The sequence below is a fragment of the Caballeronia sp. AZ10_KS36 genome (genome assembly GCF_023631105.1).
Taxonomy (GTDB): Bacteria; Pseudomonadota; Gammaproteobacteria; order Burkholderiales; family Burkholderiaceae; genus Caballeronia.
The window spans coordinates 363,156-381,134 of record NZ_JALQDQ010000018.1 but is presented as its reverse complement, the minus strand read 5'-3'; the positions used below and the strand labels follow the sequence as shown (position 1 = coordinate 381,134).

General features: G+C 62.8%; 15 protein-coding genes. 8 read left to right on the top strand and 7 right to left on the bottom strand.

Annotated features, from left to right (window positions below):
- Positions 1-127 precede the first annotated feature (127 nt).
- Positions 128-1,444 (top strand): glycosyltransferase WbuB, encoded by a 1,317-nt coding sequence (locus NCR35_RS11955; RefSeq protein WP_250534505.1) that lies wholly within the window; start codon positions 128-130, stop codon positions 1,442-1,444.
- A 61-nt stretch (positions 1,445-1,505) separates the two neighbouring features.
- Here NCR35_RS11955 and NCR35_RS11950 read toward each other — a convergent pair whose 3' ends face one another.
- Positions 1,506-1,976, bottom strand: coding sequence for a hypothetical protein (locus NCR35_RS11950; RefSeq protein WP_175944728.1), 471 nt, complete (start codon positions 1,974-1,976; stop codon positions 1,506-1,508).
- A 327-nt stretch (positions 1,977-2,303) separates the two neighbouring features.
- Between NCR35_RS11950 and NCR35_RS11945 the strand changes: the two genes are divergently transcribed.
- The 3 genes from NCR35_RS11945 (at position 2,304) to NCR35_RS11935 (ending at position 5,328) form a co-directional block, all read left to right on the top strand.
- A complete protein-coding gene (locus NCR35_RS11945; RefSeq protein ID WP_244847055.1) occupies positions 2,304-2,936 on the top strand; it encodes a DapH/DapD/GlmU-related protein in 633 nt (210 codons plus the stop codon).
- Between the two features lie 99 nt (positions 2,937-3,035).
- Positions 3,036-4,757, top strand: coding sequence for an FAD-dependent oxidoreductase (locus tag NCR35_RS11940; RefSeq protein WP_250534504.1), 1,722 nt, complete (start codon positions 3,036-3,038; stop codon positions 4,755-4,757).
- A 121-nt stretch (positions 4,758-4,878) separates the two neighbouring features.
- Complete coding sequence (locus NCR35_RS11935; RefSeq protein WP_250534503.1) at positions 4,879-5,328, top strand: hypothetical protein; 450 nt, start codon at positions 4,879-4,881, stop codon at positions 5,326-5,328.
- On the opposite strand, the gene NCR35_RS11930 is transcribed toward NCR35_RS11935, so the two are convergent.
- Together NCR35_RS11930 and NCR35_RS11925 are read right to left on the bottom strand one after the other, a co-directional pair.
- A complete protein-coding gene (locus NCR35_RS11930; RefSeq protein WP_250534502.1) occupies positions 5,325-6,530 on the bottom strand; it encodes a glycosyltransferase in 1,206 nt (401 codons plus the stop codon). The two genes, NCR35_RS11935 and NCR35_RS11930, sit on opposite strands and share 4 nt — an antisense overlap.
- Positions 6,531-6,586: 56 nt before the next feature.
- Positions 6,587-8,065 (bottom strand): hypothetical protein, encoded by a 1,479-nt coding sequence (locus tag NCR35_RS11925; RefSeq protein ID WP_250534501.1) that lies wholly within the window; start codon positions 8,063-8,065, stop codon positions 6,587-6,589.
- Between the two features lie 513 nt (positions 8,066-8,578).
- Here NCR35_RS11925 and NCR35_RS11920 point away from each other — a divergent pair.
- The gene (locus NCR35_RS11920) at positions 8,579-9,733 is read left to right on the top strand and encodes an acyltransferase family protein (protein ID WP_244847050.1); all 1,155 of its coding nucleotides are present in this window, start codon (positions 8,579-8,581) and stop codon (positions 9,731-9,733) included.
- An 83-nt stretch (positions 9,734-9,816) separates the two neighbouring features.
- On the opposite strand, the gene NCR35_RS11915 is transcribed toward NCR35_RS11920, so the two are convergent.
- The gene (locus NCR35_RS11915; RefSeq protein ID WP_250534500.1) at positions 9,817-10,998 is read right to left on the bottom strand and encodes a glycosyltransferase; all 1,182 of its coding nucleotides are present in this window, start codon (positions 10,996-10,998) and stop codon (positions 9,817-9,819) included.
- Positions 10,999-11,370: 372 nt separating this feature from the next.
- Between NCR35_RS11915 and NCR35_RS11910 the strand changes: the two genes are divergently transcribed.
- The 3 genes from NCR35_RS11910 to NCR35_RS11900 all read left to right on the top strand — a co-directional run bounded on the left by NCR35_RS11910 (position 11,371) and on the right by NCR35_RS11900 (position 14,512).
- Positions 11,371-12,618 carry an oligosaccharide flippase family protein gene (locus NCR35_RS11910; RefSeq protein WP_250534499.1) on the top strand — a complete coding sequence of 416 codons (1,248 nt, stop codon included), beginning with the start codon at positions 11,371-11,373 and terminating at the stop codon, positions 12,616-12,618.
- A 1-nt stretch (position 12,619) separates the two neighbouring features.
- On the top strand, positions 12,620-13,702 hold the full coding sequence (locus NCR35_RS11905; protein ID WP_250534498.1) for a glycosyltransferase: 1,083 nt from the start codon (positions 12,620-12,622) through the stop codon (positions 13,700-13,702).
- Positions 13,703-13,816: 114 nt separating this feature from the next.
- A complete protein-coding gene (locus NCR35_RS11900; protein WP_250534497.1) occupies positions 13,817-14,512 on the top strand; it encodes a dienelactone hydrolase family protein in 696 nt (231 codons plus the stop codon).
- Between the two features lie 58 nt (positions 14,513-14,570).
- Here the strand turns inward: NCR35_RS11900 and NCR35_RS11895 are convergent, their stop codons facing one another.
- The 3 genes from NCR35_RS11895 to NCR35_RS11885 all read right to left on the bottom strand — a co-directional run bounded on the left by NCR35_RS11895 (position 14,571) and on the right by NCR35_RS11885 (position 17,970).
- Complete coding sequence (locus NCR35_RS11895; protein WP_250534496.1) at positions 14,571-15,680, bottom strand: MraY family glycosyltransferase; 1,110 nt, start codon at positions 15,678-15,680, stop codon at positions 14,571-14,573.
- Between the two features lie 70 nt (positions 15,681-15,750).
- Positions 15,751-16,809, bottom strand: a complete 1,059-nt coding sequence (gene galE, locus NCR35_RS11890) for a UDP-glucose 4-epimerase GalE (protein WP_250534495.1) — start codon at positions 16,807-16,809, stop codon at positions 15,751-15,753.
- A gap of 21 nt (positions 16,810-16,830) precedes the next feature.
- The gene (locus NCR35_RS11885; protein ID WP_250534494.1) at positions 16,831-17,970 is read right to left on the bottom strand and encodes a glycosyltransferase family 4 protein; all 1,140 of its coding nucleotides are present in this window, start codon (positions 17,968-17,970) and stop codon (positions 16,831-16,833) included.
- Positions 17,971-17,979 lie beyond the last annotated feature (9 nt).

Below are 17,979 nucleotides of genomic sequence, written 5' to 3'. Positions count from 1 at the left end.
GAGGACGAACGGAAAGGGGAAGGGTGAGACGCCGTCGGGTCGCGGTCTTCGCGTCCCGATGGCTGGCGCTTTGCGGGCGAAAGGGCACGTTCGGGGCTCAGGGCGCGATTGTCGGGCGAGGGACCACATGAGAATACTGATCTACGGGCTGAACTATGCGCCCGAGTTGACGGGAACCGGCAAATACACGGCGGAAATGGCGGAAGCGTTGGCCCAGAACGGGCACGACGTGCGCGTCGTTTGTGCGCCGCCGTACTATCCGGAATGGAAGATCGGCGATGGCTATGCAAGCTGGCGGCATCGCTTCGAAACGCGCAAGGGCGTGCGTCTTTGGCGCGCGCCGTTGTGGGTGCCGAAAAAGCCGAGCGGCGCGAAGCGCATGCTGCATCTCGGCTCGTTTGCGCTGGCGTCGCTGCCTGCGCTCATCGCGCATGCACTGTGGCGTCCGCATGTCGTGATGACGATTGCGCCGAGTTTGATGAACGCGCCGGGCGCGCTCGCGCTCGCCCGTCTGACGGGCGCGCGGTCATGGCTGCATATTCAGGACTTCGAAGTAGACGCCGCGTTCGATCTCGGCCTCTTGAAGAACGCACGCGCGGCGAAGAGCGCGCTCGCATTCGAACGCTGGCTGATGAAGCGGTTCGACGTCGTTTCATCCATCTCGGACAAGATGGTCGAGCGCGCGGTGAAGAAAGGCGTGGCGCCTGCCGACGCCTTCCACTTCCCGAACTGGGTCGATACGACGGCGATCTATCCGATCGACGGTCCGAGCAGTTTCCGCAAGGAACTGGGCATCGGCGAGCACACCAAGGTCGTGCTCTATTCGGGCAACATGGGCGCGAAGCAAGGCCTGGAAGTGCTGGCCGAGGCCGCCGCCGCGCTCGCCGCCCGCGACGATATCGTGTTCGTGTTCTGCGGCAACGGCGCGACCAAGAAGAAGCTGCAGGAACGTTGCGCGGATCTGCCGAACACGCGCTTTCTTTCGTTGCAGCCTATCGAGCGTCTCAACGAGTTGCTGAACCTCGCGGACATTCACGTGTTGCCGCAACGCGGCGACGTGGCCGACCTCGTGATGCCTTCGAAACTCACGGGCATGTTCGCGAGTGCGCGCGCGGTCGTCGCGATGGCGCAGCCGGGCACCGAGCTGTACGAGGCGGTAGCCGGGCGTGGCGTGGTGATTCCGCCCGAGAACGTCGAGGCGTTGACGGACGCCATTAGCATGCTCGTTCGCAATCCGGCGCTGCGCGCGCGCTACGGCGAAGAAGGGCGCCTGTTCGCGCAGGAACGCCTGTCGCCGCAGTCGGTGTTCGCGCGGCTGGAAGAACGCTTGAAGTCGCTGATCGGCGATACGGCCGACACCCGCTTGAGCGATGCCGTCGACATGTCCATCGCGCGCATCGCGGAGCGCGCGCCCATTCTGCCGCAGGTCGAGAAGATCGAGTAGCAGTCTTGCCGGCGATACGGGGCGTCGTTCACGACGCGCCGTATCGCCGCGCGTCGCTTCATCAATAAGGCGATTTGTAGATGTCCCGCGCCCGCGCAGCTTTGGCCGGCGCCTTCAGGCCATTGGCCGTCGGATAGAGCGTGGCCGCCGCGCCTTGCGGCATCAGCATGGCTTTTGCGTCGCCCTGGCGTCCCACGCGCCGCAGCTGCGCGCCGGCGCCCGGATTGCCCACGTATCCGTTCTGTTGCGCAAGCAGCTTGTCCGTCGGCGAGATGCCCTGCGCTGTCTGTGCATTGGTGATCGGGCCGCGCTGGCCGCCTCGGCCGTTGGTCGGCGCGCCGTACGGATCGGCATAGATATCCGGACTCCCAAGCAAATCCATTTCCGACGGCACGCCGCCGCCCGCCTGCTGCTTGCTGATGGCGGCATCGGCGAAGTTGCCCGCATGCGCAACAGACGATGCCGCGAGCGCGCAGGGCCCCAATGCAGCGATGAGAAGCGGCATGAGCGCCGCGCGTAGCTCGTGTTTCATGGTCTCTCCTGGCTGATTACGTTAAGCGTTATACAGAGCGCGCATCGGCTTATCGGTACGCTACGTCACGCGGCGCAATCGTTCGAATGCAGCATAGAGCGATGCATCAGCCGCCAGCGCCAAAAGTCTTGCCGTTACGGCCAACCGTGCCGCACCGCACATGGCGCTTTTTAACGTTCGCTGATAATCGGTTCACCGTATGCAGTCTTGAACGAAGAAGCGAGACGACACGGATGCGCGCACGCAATGCGCGCCGACATACAAGGCCAATAAAGAGTCGCTTGCGCGCCCGGCGCAGCAGGCGGACAGCGAAACGGGCGGGGAACCATGGACAGAGCGATCGACGAGCGAGGCATCGGCGCGGCCAGCAGTGACGGCTTCGACGGCGTGCGCGAGACATCCGCGAGGCGCGGCAAGGTGATCGACCTGTCGCGTGCAGGCCCGGGCAATTTCGTAGCAAAGCGGAGCTTCGTGATCGAGCTCGTATGGTTCTTCGTCGAAGCATGCTTCATCAATAACAAGCTCATACCGGTTTCGTTCGTGCGGGTCGCATTGCTGCGTGCGTTCGGCGCGCGCATCGGCAGAAACTGTCGGATGCCGCATCCCATTCGGGTGAAAGCACCGTGGAATTTGAGTGTCGGCGACAACTGCTGGTTCGGCGTCGATGCATGGATCTATAACCAGACCGATATTCGCATCGGCTCGAATGTCTGCATTTCGCAGGGGACGTTTCTCACGACGGGATCGCACGATGCCGCCGGCAACATGGACTTGCAGGTCGCACCGATCGTGATCGAGGACGGCGTCTGGATCACATCCAGGTGTGTCGTGCAGATGGGCGTCACCATTGGCCGCTCGGCGCTCGTTACGCCGCAGTCGGTGGTGCATCGCTCGCTGGAAGCGGAAGGCGTATACGGCGGTAATCCGGTGCGCTTCATCAGGAAACGCTTCCCGGCGTGAATGGATATTGGCAGTCGAGAGTGCAGTGATCTTGTCGGGACAACACCGAATGCGATCCTGCGACACCGCTTAAGCGTAAAACAAGAAGGAGCACGGGGAATGTTCATTGACAGCCGCAGCCTTGACCAGGGCGCAGTCATAGAGACCACGGTTTGTATCGTCGGCGCGGGCGTGGCGGGGATCACGCTTGCACTGGAACTCGAAAAGCAGGGCATCGACGCGGTGCTGCTCGAAAGCGGCGGATACCGCGCCGATGACGACACACGCGACCTGTATCGCGGCGAAAACGTTGGGGTTCCTTACGAATTCGCCGATGGCTGCCGCAGCCGCTTTCTCGGCGGCAGCAGCAATTGCTGGGGCGGATGGTGCCGGCCGCTCGACCCGTGGGATTTCGAAAAGCGCGACTGGGTGGCCGACAGCGGCTGGCCCTTCGGCCTCGAAGAGCTGCGTCCTTACTACGCGCGCACGCATGCGTTGTTGCAACTCGGCGAGAACAACTTCGACCCGGCCTACTGGGAAGCGGCGGTTCATCGCCCGGACGTGCGGCGTCATCCGTTCCCGAGCGGCAACGTGCGCGACACGATCTCGCAGTTCAGCCCGCCCGTGCGCTTCGGCAAGGTGTATCGCAAGCAACTGCTGGCCGCGAAGAACGTGCGCGTGTTCCTGTTCGCTAACGCGTTGAACATCGATACCGATGGCGACGCGCGTTCAGTCACGAAGATCGATGTCGGCACCCTGTCCGGCCGCCGCTTCGGAATCCGCGCCAAGGTGTTCGTGCTCGCGACGGGCGGCATCGAGAACGCGCGCCTTCTTCTGTCGTCGAACAAAGTGCAGGCAGCAGGCGTCGGCAATCAAAACGACCTCGTCGGCCGCTATTTCATGGACCATCCGCGGATCATGTCGGCGAACGTGCGCTTCAAGAAGGAATGGGCGCGCAACAAGCTCTACGACATCAAGTATCACTATCAGAACAAGGCGGTGTCCGCGCACGGCACGTTCATCTCGTCGCAGTTCGCGCTCACGCAACAAACGCTCGAACGCGAGAAGCTGCTCAACGCGCGCGCATGGTTCTATTCGGTGTTCCGTGGCGAGAACACGAAGGGCTCCGAAGCGCTGATTCGCGCGAAGCAGGCGCTCCTCAAGAAGGATCAGCCCGGCTACAGCATGACCGGCGATGTCATGACCATGCTCGCGCATCCGGTCGATACCGCGTGCTTCGGTCTCGCGCGTCTGTTGCAGCCGCGTCCGCTCATCACCGAAGTGAAGATTCAGACGATCGTCGAAGCCGAGCCTAACCGCGACAGCCGCGTGACGCTGTCCGCGCAGAAGGACTCGCTCGGCATGAATCGCGTGAAGGTGAACTGGCAGGTGACCGAGCTGGTGAAGCGCACGTTCGACCGTACCGTCGCGCATCTCGCGGCGGAACTGCAACGCGGCGGCGTGGCCGACGTGACGCTCGACGAGCCGCTCGAAGGCAAGCCGTGGCCCGCGCAGCTCGAAGGCACGTGGCATCACATGGGCACGACGCGCATGCACGATTCGCCGAAGCAGGGCGTGGTGGATCGCAACCTCAAGATCCACGGCATGAGCAACCTGTATGTGGCGGGCAGCTCCGTGTTCCCGACGGTCGGCGCGAACTTCCCGACCATCACGATCGCCGCGTTGACGTTGAGGCTTGCGGCGCATCTGGGACGCGTCATCAAGGGCGACGACACCATCGGCACGCTCGTCACGTCGTCGGGCACGCCGCTTCGTAACGAGACACCAGCCGAGCTGCCGATGGCGGCTTCGGCAATGCATATGCGGGGAGACCTGGCGTAAAAGCCGGCGTTTGGGGAAAGGGGACGCCGCCGGTCGAACGACCGGCGGCGTTTTCTTTTGGCGAAACGGTCGTCGCTATAATCGCACTCCGTTCCCGCTCATCGCTCATCGCTCATTTGCCGTGAAAAAGCTCACCGTTCTTGCGCTCGCTTCGTTATTGCTCGCTGCATGCTCGTCCGCCGAAAAGGAGGCGCGGCGTGCGGAAGGGTTCTCGTACTCGGAGCGCTCGCTCGATGTGGCGCAGCGCAACGCGACCGTCCCGTGCCGCGACGCCGCGCAATGCGATGCCATGTGGACGCTGACCAAGCGTTATATCGAAGAGAACTCGAATCAGCCGGTGATTCGCGCGGATGCAGTGGCCATCGAGACGGATGTGCCTTCGCGTTCGGGCAAGCCCGTTTATTCGGCGACGCGCGTGGCGAATGGCAATGGCGCGACGATTGCGCTCTACGCGCAATGTCGCGGCATGTATGGCCCGGAACGGGCGCGGGGTTCGGATTACGACGACTGCGCGAGCAAGATCATCGCGGCGCAAAACCGCTTCGCCGCTTACTTACGCTCGGCTCATTAACGTTCGAAGGATGCGGACAGCATGCCTCGCGTGAGGCCGCCGTCGCGCTTGTTGGCCGTTTCACGCAGCACGCGTGCGAGGTCCTTCGACATGGCTTCCACGTGAAAGCGTTGCATGAAGGTGGCGAGCGCCTGTTCGCGCATCGCGGCCGCGGCCTGTGGGTCCATGCGCAACCATGTCGACAGCGCGTCGATGGTCCCCTCGACCGTATCGCTGGCGACGATGCCCGCGCCATCCTCTTGCACTTCGCGCCAGATGTTGACCTTGTCCGAGATCAGCACCGGCAGCTTGGAGCCGAGCGCCTCGGCCACCGCGATGCCGAAGTTCTCCTGATGCGAAGGCAGCGCGAAGGCATCGCTCGTGCGGAACGCGCCCCACTTGAGATCGCCGCTCAGCATGCCCGTCCACGTCACGCGGTCCTCGATGCCCAGTTCCTTCGATAGCGTGCGCAGTTGCGCGGCCCATTCGCTATCGTCGGGGCCGGCCATCACGAGATGCGCGCGGGCGTCGATATCGCGTACGGCTGCGAAAGCCTTGAGCAGCAGGTCGCAGCCCTTCTTTTCATGGATGCGGCCGAGAAACAGAATGGAACGCTTGCCGGCGAGCTGCGGGAATCGCGCCAGGAACGCCTGACGCAGCGCGGTCGAATCGGCAGGCGGCTGGCGCGTGCCGAACGCCACCACTTCTTCCTTCGCGCGATACAGCTTGAACGATTCACGCGCGAGCAGGCGTTCTTCCTGCGTCGTGAAGAGCACGCGTCTCGCATCGCGCAGTACGCGATATTCGGCCCACGGCCAATAGAGGCACTTCTTCAGATGCTTGAGCGGATACGCGCGTTTGAACCACGGATCGAGCATGCCGTGCGGGAACACGTAGTAGGGCACGTCGCTGTCGCGCAATGCCTTCCACGCGCCGAAGCTGTGGTACTGCCAGAGACCGTTGACGATCACCGCATCGAAGCGCGCGGCATGCTCCTGCAGCCACGGCACGAGTCGCGGGCAGAACCCATAGAAGCCGCGCGACGGCCCGAGCGCGTGCAGACGCAACGGAAAGGCGCCGAGATAGGGCGCATCCGGCGCATCGAGCGAGACGACTTCGATTTCATGCCCCATCGCCCGCATGCTGAGGCCGCTTTGCAGCACGCCTTCGGTTGGGCCGCCCGCGCGCGGATCGACAGTGGAAAGCAGATGCAGAATCTTCATGGCGAAACGATCCCCGGTTCGTTAGCGTATTAGGCCCGCTGGCTTTTCGAAGCCTTTTATGCGGACGGTGCGAAGCTGCTCGCTCCCGGCGGCGCGTCATGCCGGCTTTCGCCGTGATGCTCGTGTGCGAGTCCCGGTGCCTGCGCGGGCTTCAGTTCCGGCTGCGGGCCGTACGGACGCCATTCGGGGCGCCAGTCGGCGTGAACATCGTCACGCGTGCGTCCATAAGGCGTCCTGAACGAACGTCGATTCACCGGCTGCGTGCGCATGGCATGAGCGATCCGCGCAAATGCCGCGACGAGCAGACCCAGCGCCACGCCGAATACGATGCCCGAAAAGCGATTGCCGAGCGGATTGCCGCCGACGGAGGTGGCCGGCAGCGAGGCTACGACCAGCAACGCGCGGCCGAGCACCGGCAGATACATCGCGTCGGGCGCGCGATTGCGCCACGAGCGGTACGCCATGGACCCGCGGTAGAGCGCCCACAGCACGGCGGCAGGCAGTGCGATGCCGAAGAGGATGCCGCCCGCGAAGAACTGATAGACCCAGAAGTTATGGCCCGCCGCCCATTCCTTGATCGCGTAGAAGTCCTTCTTCGTGAACTGGCCCGCGAGGTCCGGCAAGTACGTCGGCGAATAGCGATAGTCGTGACCGTAGCCCTTGCCGACGAGAACCGCGAGCGTGTCGGACGTGGTCTGATCGTACTGGTCCTTCATTTCTGCAAGACGCGTGATGGTCGTCGGATCGCGGCCGGATTCGGTGGCTTTCGCGAAATTCAGGCGCTGCGACCAGTGTTCGGCCACACCGGGAAAGAACGCGGCGGACGCGGCGACCATTGCGCCGAGCAGCGAGGCGATCATGATTGCGCGCAGCGCCGCCGTGAAGAGATGCTTGACGGACGGCGCGGCAAGCCACGTCGCATAAGCGAAAAGCAGCACGGTGCCGACGAGCAGACTGCGCGTCACGCTCAACAGCTCGATCACGACGGTCGCAAGAAAGAGCAGCACCGTGAACTTGGTCATGCGCTTGGCGATGACGAACTCATGCAGCAGCAGCCCTTGCAAACAAAGGAACGTGACCGACACGATGCGAAAACGCACGTTCTCCAGCCCGCCGCCCGTGGCCATGCCATAGACGAAGCTGAAGATCAGCGAGGCGATCATCGACCAGTACATCGCGCGTTCGAACTGTTCGAGGCGTTGCGAATCCCACGGACGGCACGCGACGAGATAACCGAGCAGCATCAGCGCGAATGGCAGGATCACGCGCATGTAGTTGCCCGAATCATTGCCCTGGATCATTTGCGTCGCGATACTGCCGACGATGGTCAGCATGAAGAGCGACGTAACCGATGTGCGAAGCCGCGAGCGTTGCGCAAAGCGTGGCGCAATCAGCAATAGCGCAACGCCTGCGAATATCGCGGGAACGGTGAGGAGAATCTGAATGGCTTTGCTGGCCGTTTCCGCACCCTTGAAGTCGAATGCGAGCGGAAGCAGAAATAGCCAGATCCAGACGACGGCGAACTTGTTGCGCATGGCGTTCTCTTTAGATGGCAAAGCTCGTCGAGCTTTACTTCTCGCGGTTGGATCCGCTTCGTGCCCTGGAAGCCTTGAGTCGCGTGTTGTGTGTTTGAATCAGCTTGAGCGACGGTCCCCGGGTACCCCGTATTTGTGGGTCGAATATATCAGCGGCCAAAAGCGCACGCCGTCGCGGCGGCGTTTAGCGACTAGCGTTCGGCGCGAAACGACGGATGCCCATGTGCGCCGCGCCACGCTCGCTCAGGCGCCATTCGCAGCGCGCGAACGGCTATGTTGTCGATGCCGCATAGCGCGCGCCGCGCTGTCCGCCAACGATGCGATTCTGGCGGATCACGCCGCAATTCCCGAACGATTATGGTCATGCCGGCAATTGGCCTTCGCGGGTCAGTGGCGGCATTGACCAAATGACATCCGCGATGCGCGTGCGTGCGCCGATATGAGGACTCCCGGCGGCGAGGCATCCAATACAACAGAAGCAGCATAAGACCATCGCAGAAGGGGGGGAAGGCCATGAGCCTTTTCGGCGCCACACGCATGCCAGGACCCAATCGATCGATCGAGCTCGATTTCATCCGGGGACTCGCCATCATCGCAGTCATGGGGTATCACTTTCACTCATACCCGACGGGCAGCGCGTTCATTGCCGCCATCGAGTATCCGCTCAAGAGCTTCGGACACGAAGGGGTAAATCTCTTCTTCACGCTGAGCGGCTTTCTCGTCGGCGGTCTGTTGCTCAAGCAGTATGCGCAGGAAGGACGCATCGACGCGGCGCGCTTCATCGTACGACGTCTCTTCAAGATCTGGCCCGCGTACTACGCACTGATTCTTTTTCACGTGCTGGTGGGGCGCCATCCGACGAATACGTTCCTCGTGCAGAACCTCACGCACATGCAGAACTATTTCGGTACGTCGATTGCGCAGACGTGGAGCCTAGCAGTGGAAGAGCACTTCTATCTCTTCCTGCCGTTGCTGCTGATCGTCTTCGCGCGGTGGCAGACGCGCATCAACACGATTCTCAGCGTGCTCGCTTCGATCTGCGTGGCGGTGCTGATTGCGCGGACCGTCGCGGTCTATAACGGCGATCTCGACGGCACGTTCTTCTATACGCAATACCGCATCGACAGCCTGTTGTTCGGGGTCATGCTCGCCGCGCTTTATTGGCTGAAGCCTGCGGTATATCGCGGTATCGCAGAGAGAAAGGGCCTGTTGTTGGCCGCCGTCGCGGGGCTCGTGCTGTGGCTCGTGTTCGGCACGCGCAACGTGGAGCTGGATCAAAGCATCGGTTATACCGTGCAGGCCATCGGCTTCTGCGCGCTGATCGTGCTGACGGTCGAGTACTCTGGGCGCATTCGCGAGTCGCGGCTTTATCGGCTGATCGGGTGGATCGGCGTGTATTCCTACGGAATCTACCTGTGGCATTCGCTGGCGCTCGCACCGGGCGATATGCTCATCCGCAAGGCGGCCGCGCTGCATCTTCCGGCGATACCCGCGTGGGGCGTCATCATGGCGGCGCAGTTCGCCATTGCCATCGTGGTGGGTTATGTGACGACGCGTGCGGTGGAGTTCCCGTTCCTGCGCATGCGCGATGCGCTCTTCCCTGCGAAGCGGAAAGTGCAGGCGCAGAACGTGGTGGACGCGGTGGAAGTGGTCGGAAAGCAGGCTTGATGCGAATCAGCCGGTTCCTGCGATGATCGCAGGAACCGGCTTCATGCTTATTGCGTCATGCTCACTGCGTCATGCTCATTGCGTCAGGCGATCGCCTGGCGCAGCGTTTCTTTGAATTGCCCGAGCGTATTGCGCTCCAGCAGATGCCCGGCAGCGACGGGCCGCTTGCGGCGCGCGAGAACATCGTCGAGCGCGCGATTGATCGAGCCCGGCGTGAGATCGTCGATCACCGGTCCCAGCTCGCCCGTGCGACAGAACCAACCGATCAGGCCATCGGCCGTTGCAATGACCGGCTTGCCGAAGCGGAATGCCTGCACGAGCACGCCGCTCATGCCGTAGTGGCCTTTATAGCCGAGCCAGACGACATCGCACGCAGAAAAGAGATCGAGCTCCGTCTCGCTCGAAATGAAGCGGTCCAGCACGATCGGCGCGGGCATGAGCTTGCCGGCGGCTTCGCTCAATAGCGCGCGCACGTCGTTGTCCTGAGCGCCGGCGATCACCAGCTTCGGCGTGTGCACGCCGTCCTTACGCTGCGCCAATGCTTCGATCAGCTCGAAGATGCCCTTGCGGTCGTTGATCGCGCCATAGACGAGCACGTGCATGCCCTTCGAGAGTCCGAGCCTGCGCCTCGCAGCCGATGGCTCCGCAGCATGCGCATCGGGAAACGGATCGGCGAGATAGTCGATGCTCGTTCCGTGCGCATGGCCGCCGTTGCGCTTCCACCAGTCGGGCAGCGTCGGGTCGATGGTCAGGAGTGTCTTCATGCCGCCCACGCGAATGGCACGCGCAAATAGCCGCGACTTCACCGCATTGATAAGAGGCCGGCGCGGCGCGCGCACGCCGACGAGATGATGATGGAAGTTCGAGCGCATGGTGACGCCGACCCACGGCGTATTGCCGAACGGCGAGCGCAGAAACGGCAGCGCGAGCAGAAAGTAGTCGACGTACGGCACGACGACGAGCGCCACCTTGCGGTCGCGGCTCGCTACCGCATAGGCGTGCTTGAAGTTCGCATGCGAACGCATATAGCTGATGGACCCGAGCCCCTTGCGCGTGCCGTGCTCCGGCGGCGCAACGAACGTGATGTTGAGCGCGTCGTTGCCTTGCTCCTGAATCTGCTTCACGAGCGCATGCCCGGCGTTACGCGGCTCAGTGACGATCAGGCAGCGCATGCCCGCTTCCATATAAGCATTCGCGGCCCATTGCGCGTAGCGCCAGCGGTGACCGCTGAAATCAGGCTCGATGATGAGAACGGTATCGTTCATCGTGAAGTGGCATCCGTCATGGTGTTTTCTAATCAGACACGGTGTGTCGTCGAAGATCGAACGTAACACCGCGCCCGCGCATTCAATGGCCATATTTCAGCGCTTATCCGCGTCGCGCGATGTGGTGAAGAACACCAAACGCCATCCGTCAACCCGCGATAACGCGCACCCTTGCCGAATAGTGCTACGCGTTGGCGTCCGCAACCCCGGCGCCCACGCTATTTTTCCCACAGTCGCCTGAAAAGAAGCGCGGCCTCGCGCGTACCTGTCGTTCAGACAGGGTGCGTGGGCGCGACGCGCAAGGTGGACCGCACGCGATACCGACATATCGCGGCGCCACGAATCGAAATACAAGCAGTACGGGGAATGTGAGTGAGATCTGTCCGGCTATCCTTCTTGCCAGCACGCGCGCGGTTCGAGCACGATGCGGCCTTCTGGGTGCTCCTTCAACAAGTGGTCGTGCGCGGCTTCGTCGCGCTGAAGTTTCTGGCCATCGGCCGCATTCTCGGGCCTGAAGCGATCGGCGCGGTCAGCATCGCGCTGCTCGCGGTCGCGATTGCCGAAGCGTTGTCCGATACCGGACTTGCACAGGCCGTCGTGCAGGGACGCGATGCACCCTCGCAAAGCGAGCTCGGCGCGGTATGGGCCACGCTCGCGATGCGCGGTGTAGTGATCGGTCTCTTGATCGCCGCGCTCGCGCCGTTCATGACGAGTCAGTTCCATATGGCCGGCTCTGTCGGGCTGATTCTGCTTGCCGCCGCCTTGCCGATGGTGCGCGGCGTCGCATCGCCTGCGTACTTCACCGTGACGCGGCAGCGCGGCTTTCAGAAGCTCGCGGGCGTGGAGACGTCCGCCGCGTTCACCGACTGCGCTGTCGGCCTCGTATGCGCGTTGTCGGGCGCGGGCGCGTACTCGGTGCTGATCGGCCTCGTCGCGGGTGAGCTTCTCAAGACGACGCTGACGTGGACCGCCATGTCGCCGCGTCCGCCTATCCGCTTCTCGTTCGCGGGCATTTCGCATTACGTGAACTTCAGCCGCTGGATCTGGGCGGGCAGCGTCGTCAATCTTCTGCTGAACCAGTTCGACAAGGTCGTCGTCGCGAAGCTGCTCGGTCCGCTGCAACTGGGCGCCTATCAGATGTCGTCGAAACTCGCGCAAATGCTGCTTGCCGATGCCGCCATCGCGATGTCGCAGTATCTGTTTCCGACTTTCTCGGAGCATCATCGCCGCGATGTCGCGGGGGCGCGCAAGCTCTTTCGCCGCTATCTGCTGCTCGCGGCGGTCGGGCTCACCGTGCTCGTCGTTGCGTTGCGCGTCGCGGCCGAGCCGCTTTTCAATCTCGTGCTCGGGCCCGCGTGGCTGTCGGCGGTGCCGCTCTTTCGCATCTTCGTCATCAACATGGCGATAGGCGCGGTGATCGCGGTGCTCGTGTCGTGGCTGCGCGCGAGCGGCATGCCGAAGGTGGCGACGCATGCGTCCATCGTGCAGGCAGTCGTGCTGTGCGTGACGGTGCCCATCGCCACGCATCTGTGGGGCGTGACGGGCATCGCATGGTCCATGACCGCGGGGCTTGCATCGGCAACGGCGTGGATGCTTTATCGCATCGTCAGGGAGGCTTGAAATGCGCATCGTACATCTCGTCCTGGCACCGCGACTTTCCGGTGCCGAGGTATTGGCCAAAGACCTGGCGATTCACCAGCAAAGAAGCGGCGAAACCGTGGCTATTGCGTCGCTCATGCCGGCGCACGACGACTTCACCGCGCTGCAAGCGGAGCTCGTGGCGAACGGCGTGCAGTGTCTCTTTCCGGACCGCATGCATGGACGCTTCGGCAAGCTGTTGGAACTGCATCGAACGATCCGCGCGTATCAGGCGGACGTGCTCTTCGCGCACGCGACCATTCCCGCGTTCTACGCGCGCATGCTGCCGCTGGCGGTGCCGGTCGTCTATGTGATGCACTCGGCGACCAACGACTTCGAGAGCCGCATGTTCCGGCGCGTCGAGCGCATGCTCTCGCGGCGGGCGCGTGCGGTGATCGCGGTGTCGCCCGCGAATATCGACGATTACGTCGGCGCGGTCGGGCGTCATCCGGCGATGACGCTCATTCCGAACGGCGTCGACATGTCGCGCTTTTCGATGCGTTCCGCGAGCACGACGGGTCACGCATTGAAGCAGATCGTGCAGATCGGGCGCTATACGTCGGTGAAGAATCAGCTTTCGACCGTGCATGCGTTCGAGCAGGTGGTTCAGCGCGTGCCGGATGCGCGGCTGCTGTTGTGCGGCGTGATCGAAGACCCGGCATATCACGCGGCCGTGGGCGATCTGATCGAGAAGCTCGGGCTTTCGAACAACGTGAGCTTGCAAGGTCCGCGTTCGGACGTGGCGGAACTGCTGTTCTCGTCGAATGTGTTTGCCATGCCTTCGCGGTCGGAAGGACACAGCATCGCGTTTCTGGAAGCACTTGCGTCGGGCGTGCCCGTGGTCGCGAGCACGATCCGTCCGTTCAGCTTCGCCGCGGACTTCCCGAGCGTGCGCCTGTGCGATCCCGACGATACGAAAGCCTATGCGGATGCGCTCGTCGTCGCGCTCGGCCAGCCGCGCGCGCACCGGCCGCTCAACGGCCTGACGCTTGCGGACACGGCCGCGCGTTATCTCGCCGTCGCGCGAGATGTGACGCAACGCGTGCCGCGCCCCGCGCCGGCCTGAAGCGGCAAGTTCTACGCGTAGCTGAAAGAACGCAGCGCGCGCCAGCCATTCAATGCTGGCGCGCGCTTCTTTTTTCGCCTATGAAATAGCGTAGTGCCGCTCAATGGAGACACCATGTCCGACATGCTCAGCATCTCGACGCCCGATGGCGATTTCGACGCCTACGTCGCGTACCCAGCGCAAACGCCCGCGCCTGCCATCGTCGTTCTGCAGGAGATCTTCGGCATCAACGGCGACATGCGCGAAACCACCGACGAATACGCGCGACAAGGCTATGTCGCGCTATGTCCTGACCTGTTCTGGCGAATAGAGCCGAATGTGAATCTGACCGATCGCACCGAGGCCGAGTGGCAGCAGGCGATGAAGTACTACAACGCATTCGACCTGAATACGGGCGTCGAGGATATCGCCGCGACCATCGGCTTCGCACGCGGTCTGGGACAGGTGCGGGGCAAGGTGGGATCGGTCGGCTTCTGTCTGGGCGGCCTCTTGTCGTTTCTGACGGCCGCGCGCACCGATATCGACGCAGCCGTCTCGTACTACGGCGGCGGCACGGACCAGCACTTGAGCGAGCTGCCGAAGATCAAGGCGCCCTTGCTCATTCATCTGGCGGAACAGGACGAGTTCATAGATGCCGATGCCCGCAATCGCGTACTGACCGCCGTGCAGGGGCACGCCAACGTCGAGGCGTACACATATCCCGGATGTCATCATGCCTTCGCTCGCAATCATGGCGTGCACTACGATGCCGCGGCGGCGCAACTGGCGAACACGCGCACGGCCGAGTTCTTCGCAAAGCACCTGAAATAAGGCATCAAAACGACAACGCCGCCCGGAAGGAGGCGGCGTTGTGTTCGTGCACAAAGGACTACTTCTTCACCGGATGCGGCCGGCGAAACACCATCCAGCGCGGCACTTTGAAGCGCACGATGCTCACATAGAGCCACACATAAGTGGCCGCGAACACCACGACGAAGCAGAAGAGATGCACCGTATGACGCCAGAAGAGCGTCGCGGGAATCACCGCAATGAGGCACAGCAGCCACAGATAGGGAGACGTCAGCGAGTTACGCCGCGTGAGTTCGCGGGCGTTCTGCACGCCGACGGCCCAGCGCATCAGCCGCTTGTAGACGAGCATATGCAGATGCACGCCGTCCGGAATGCCGGGCGACATGCCGCGAATGAACTTCTTGCGATAGATCGAGAAACACGTCTCGAAGATCGGGTACATGAAGAGCAGCACCGGATACCATGCGGAAACGTCGCGGTTGCGCATGACGAGCAGGATCGCGAGTTCGGCGAGCATGAAGCCGACGAAGTACGCGCCGCCATCGCCCAGAAAGATGAGGCCGGCCGGAAAGTTCCAGATGAAGAAGCCCATCACCGCGCCCATCATGATGAGCGATCCCGACAGCACGACCGGATCATGCACCTGGAACGCCACGTAAGCGAGCGACGCGAACATCATGAACGTGACCATCGACGCGAGGCCGTTGAAGCCGTCGATGATGTTCACCGCGTTGGCGAGCGCCGCCACGGCGAGCACCGTCACCGCGCATGAAATGATTGCGTAGGACAACAGAAAATCGAGCGGCGGCACGCTGATGCGCGTCACGGCGATATCGAGCAGCGCATACGCGAGACCGGCAGCGGCCATCGTGCAGATGAGACGCACGAGCGGCGTCACGCGCTTGGTCAGGTCTTCGAGAAGCCCGGAGAGAAACGCGGGCAAGCCGCACGCGATGATGCCGAGAATGCCGCCCGACACGAGCGGATAACTCCATCGCAATTGCACGGCGGAGGCGGTGAGTCCGCACAGAATGCCGACGCCGCCGATGCGCGGAACGGGCCGCGCATGGAATTTCTGCACGCCGGCGAGATCGGTATCGCCGAGCACGCCTTCCTGCAAGTGCGCAAAGCGCACGATCAACAAGGTCACGAAGAGCGAGACCAGAAAAGCAAGCGCGAAACTAAGCATGAAAGTAGACCAGTTGATGACAGCCGCCCCGCATCGCCGCTAGATCGACGATGCGAGGCTCGGCGCCGCTTTATGCGAACCCTTGCGGATTCTGCGACTGCCAGCGCCAGTGATCGGCACACATGCGCTCGATGCCGTGCTCCGCGCGCCAGCCGAGCAGCTTCTCGGCGGCGGCGGGATCGGCGTAGCACGAGGCCACATCGCCGGGGCGGCGCGGCACGAGTTCGTACGGCACGCGCTTGCCCGAAGCCGCTTCGAACGCCTTCACGACATCCAGCACGCTATAACCGTGGCCGGTGCCGAGATTGACGACGAAACTGCGATCGAGCGAGCGCAGTGCGTCGATGGCCGCAATGTGTCCGCGCGCCAGATCGACCACATGAATATAGTCGCGCACGCCGGTGCCGTCGTGCGTATCGTAATCGCTGCCGAACACGCGCAGCTTGTCCAGCTTGCCGACCGCGACCTGCGCGACATACGGCATCAGGTTGTTCGGAACGCCTGCCGGGTCCTCGCCGATCAATCCGCTTTCATGCGCGCCGACCGGGTTGAAGTAACGCAGCGTCGCAATGCGCCACGACGGATCGGAGACTTCGAGATCGCGCAGAATCTGTTCGGCGATGAGCTTCGACTGACCGTACGGGTTCGTCGCCGAAAGCGGAAAGCTCTCGTCGATGGGCACGCTTTGCGGCACGCCGTACACCGTTGCGGACGAACTGAACACGAAGTTGCGGACGTTCCGTTCACGCATGACGTTGAGCACGGCGAGCAGGCTGCCGATGTTATTGCTGTAATACTCGATCGGCTTCGCGACCGATTCGCCCACGGCTTTCAGCGCCGCGAAATGGATTGCGCCGGTGATCGCGTGTTCGTCGAAAATGCGGTTCAGCGCGGCTTCGTCGCGTGCGTCTTCCTGATAGAACGCGACGCGCTTGCCCGTGATGCGCTCCACGCGGTTCAACGATTCCGCGCGGCTATTGACGAGATTGTCGATGACCGCGACGTCGAAACCCGCGTCGAGCAATTCGACGCACGTATGCGAACCGATGAAGCCCGCGCCGCCCGTCACGAGAATCGTGCCCTTCGTACCTTTTCCAGCGTCGTTCGGCGACATGTTGCCGTTCATCATGTGCTCTCCAGGAAGCGCAAATCAGAGTGAAATGCCGGTAATGGCGTGTATTGTGCTCTTGTATCGTTCGACGACGTTCTTCTCGTCGAATTCGCGAGCGACTTTCTCGCGGCCGCGTTGGGCCATCGCGTCGCGTTCTTCGATCGGCAGCGTCAGCATGCGTTCGAGTTGCTCGGCGAGGCTGTCCGCGCTTTTGACCTCGCACAGCAGGCCGTTTATGCCGTGTTCGACCACCTCGCGGCAGCCGGGGACGTCCGTGGCGACGATCGGGCGGCCCATCGCGGACGCTTCCATCAGCGTGCGCGGCACGCCTTCGCGATACGACGGCAGCACGACGCAATCGGCCGCCGCGACGAGCGGGCGCACATCGTTCGCTTCGCCCAGATACTCGACGATATTCTCACGTTCCCACGCCTCGACGTCCGTGCGGCTGATCGCGCTGGGATTATCCACGCCCACGGGCCCGAGCAATTGAAAACGCGCGTGCGGATAACGCCTGCGCAAACGCCGCGCCGCCTCGACGTATTCGGCGACGCCCTTATCCCACAGCAGCCGCCCGATCAGTATGAACACGAAGTCTTCGCGGCGCGGCAAGGGCACGAGCGAGAAATCATTAAGATCGACGCCTTCTCCGTGCAAACGGCGCGCACGGTCGGGATGCGCGAGCAAGTTCTCATCGACAAAAGCCTGATGATCGTCGCGATTGAGAAACCACACTTCGCGCGGAAAGCGGAACGCGAAGCGATAAAGACGCTTGGCGATCTGCGCGGTGCGGCTCTTCTGAATGAACACGTAGCCGAGGCCCGTCGTCACCGCGATCGACGGCACACGCGCCAGCATTGCTGCAAGCGAGCCGTAGATGTTCGGCTTGATCGTGTAATGAAACACGAGATGCGGGCGCGTCGCGCGATATTCGCGGTACAGCGCCATCATCGTCCTGAGGTCTTCACGCGGGTTCGTGCCCTTGGACGCCACCGGCAGTTCCACGCAACGGCAGCCCATTTCGATGAGCGGCTCGAACGTGCGGTCGCGCGGCGCGATGATCGTGACCTGTGCGCCGCGTTCGGTCAACATGCGCAGCACGCCGCGACGATACGTGTAGATGGCCCACGCCGTGTTGCACACGAGGGCGATGCGTAGGCTGGACTGGGCTTTGTTCATCCGGTGCTT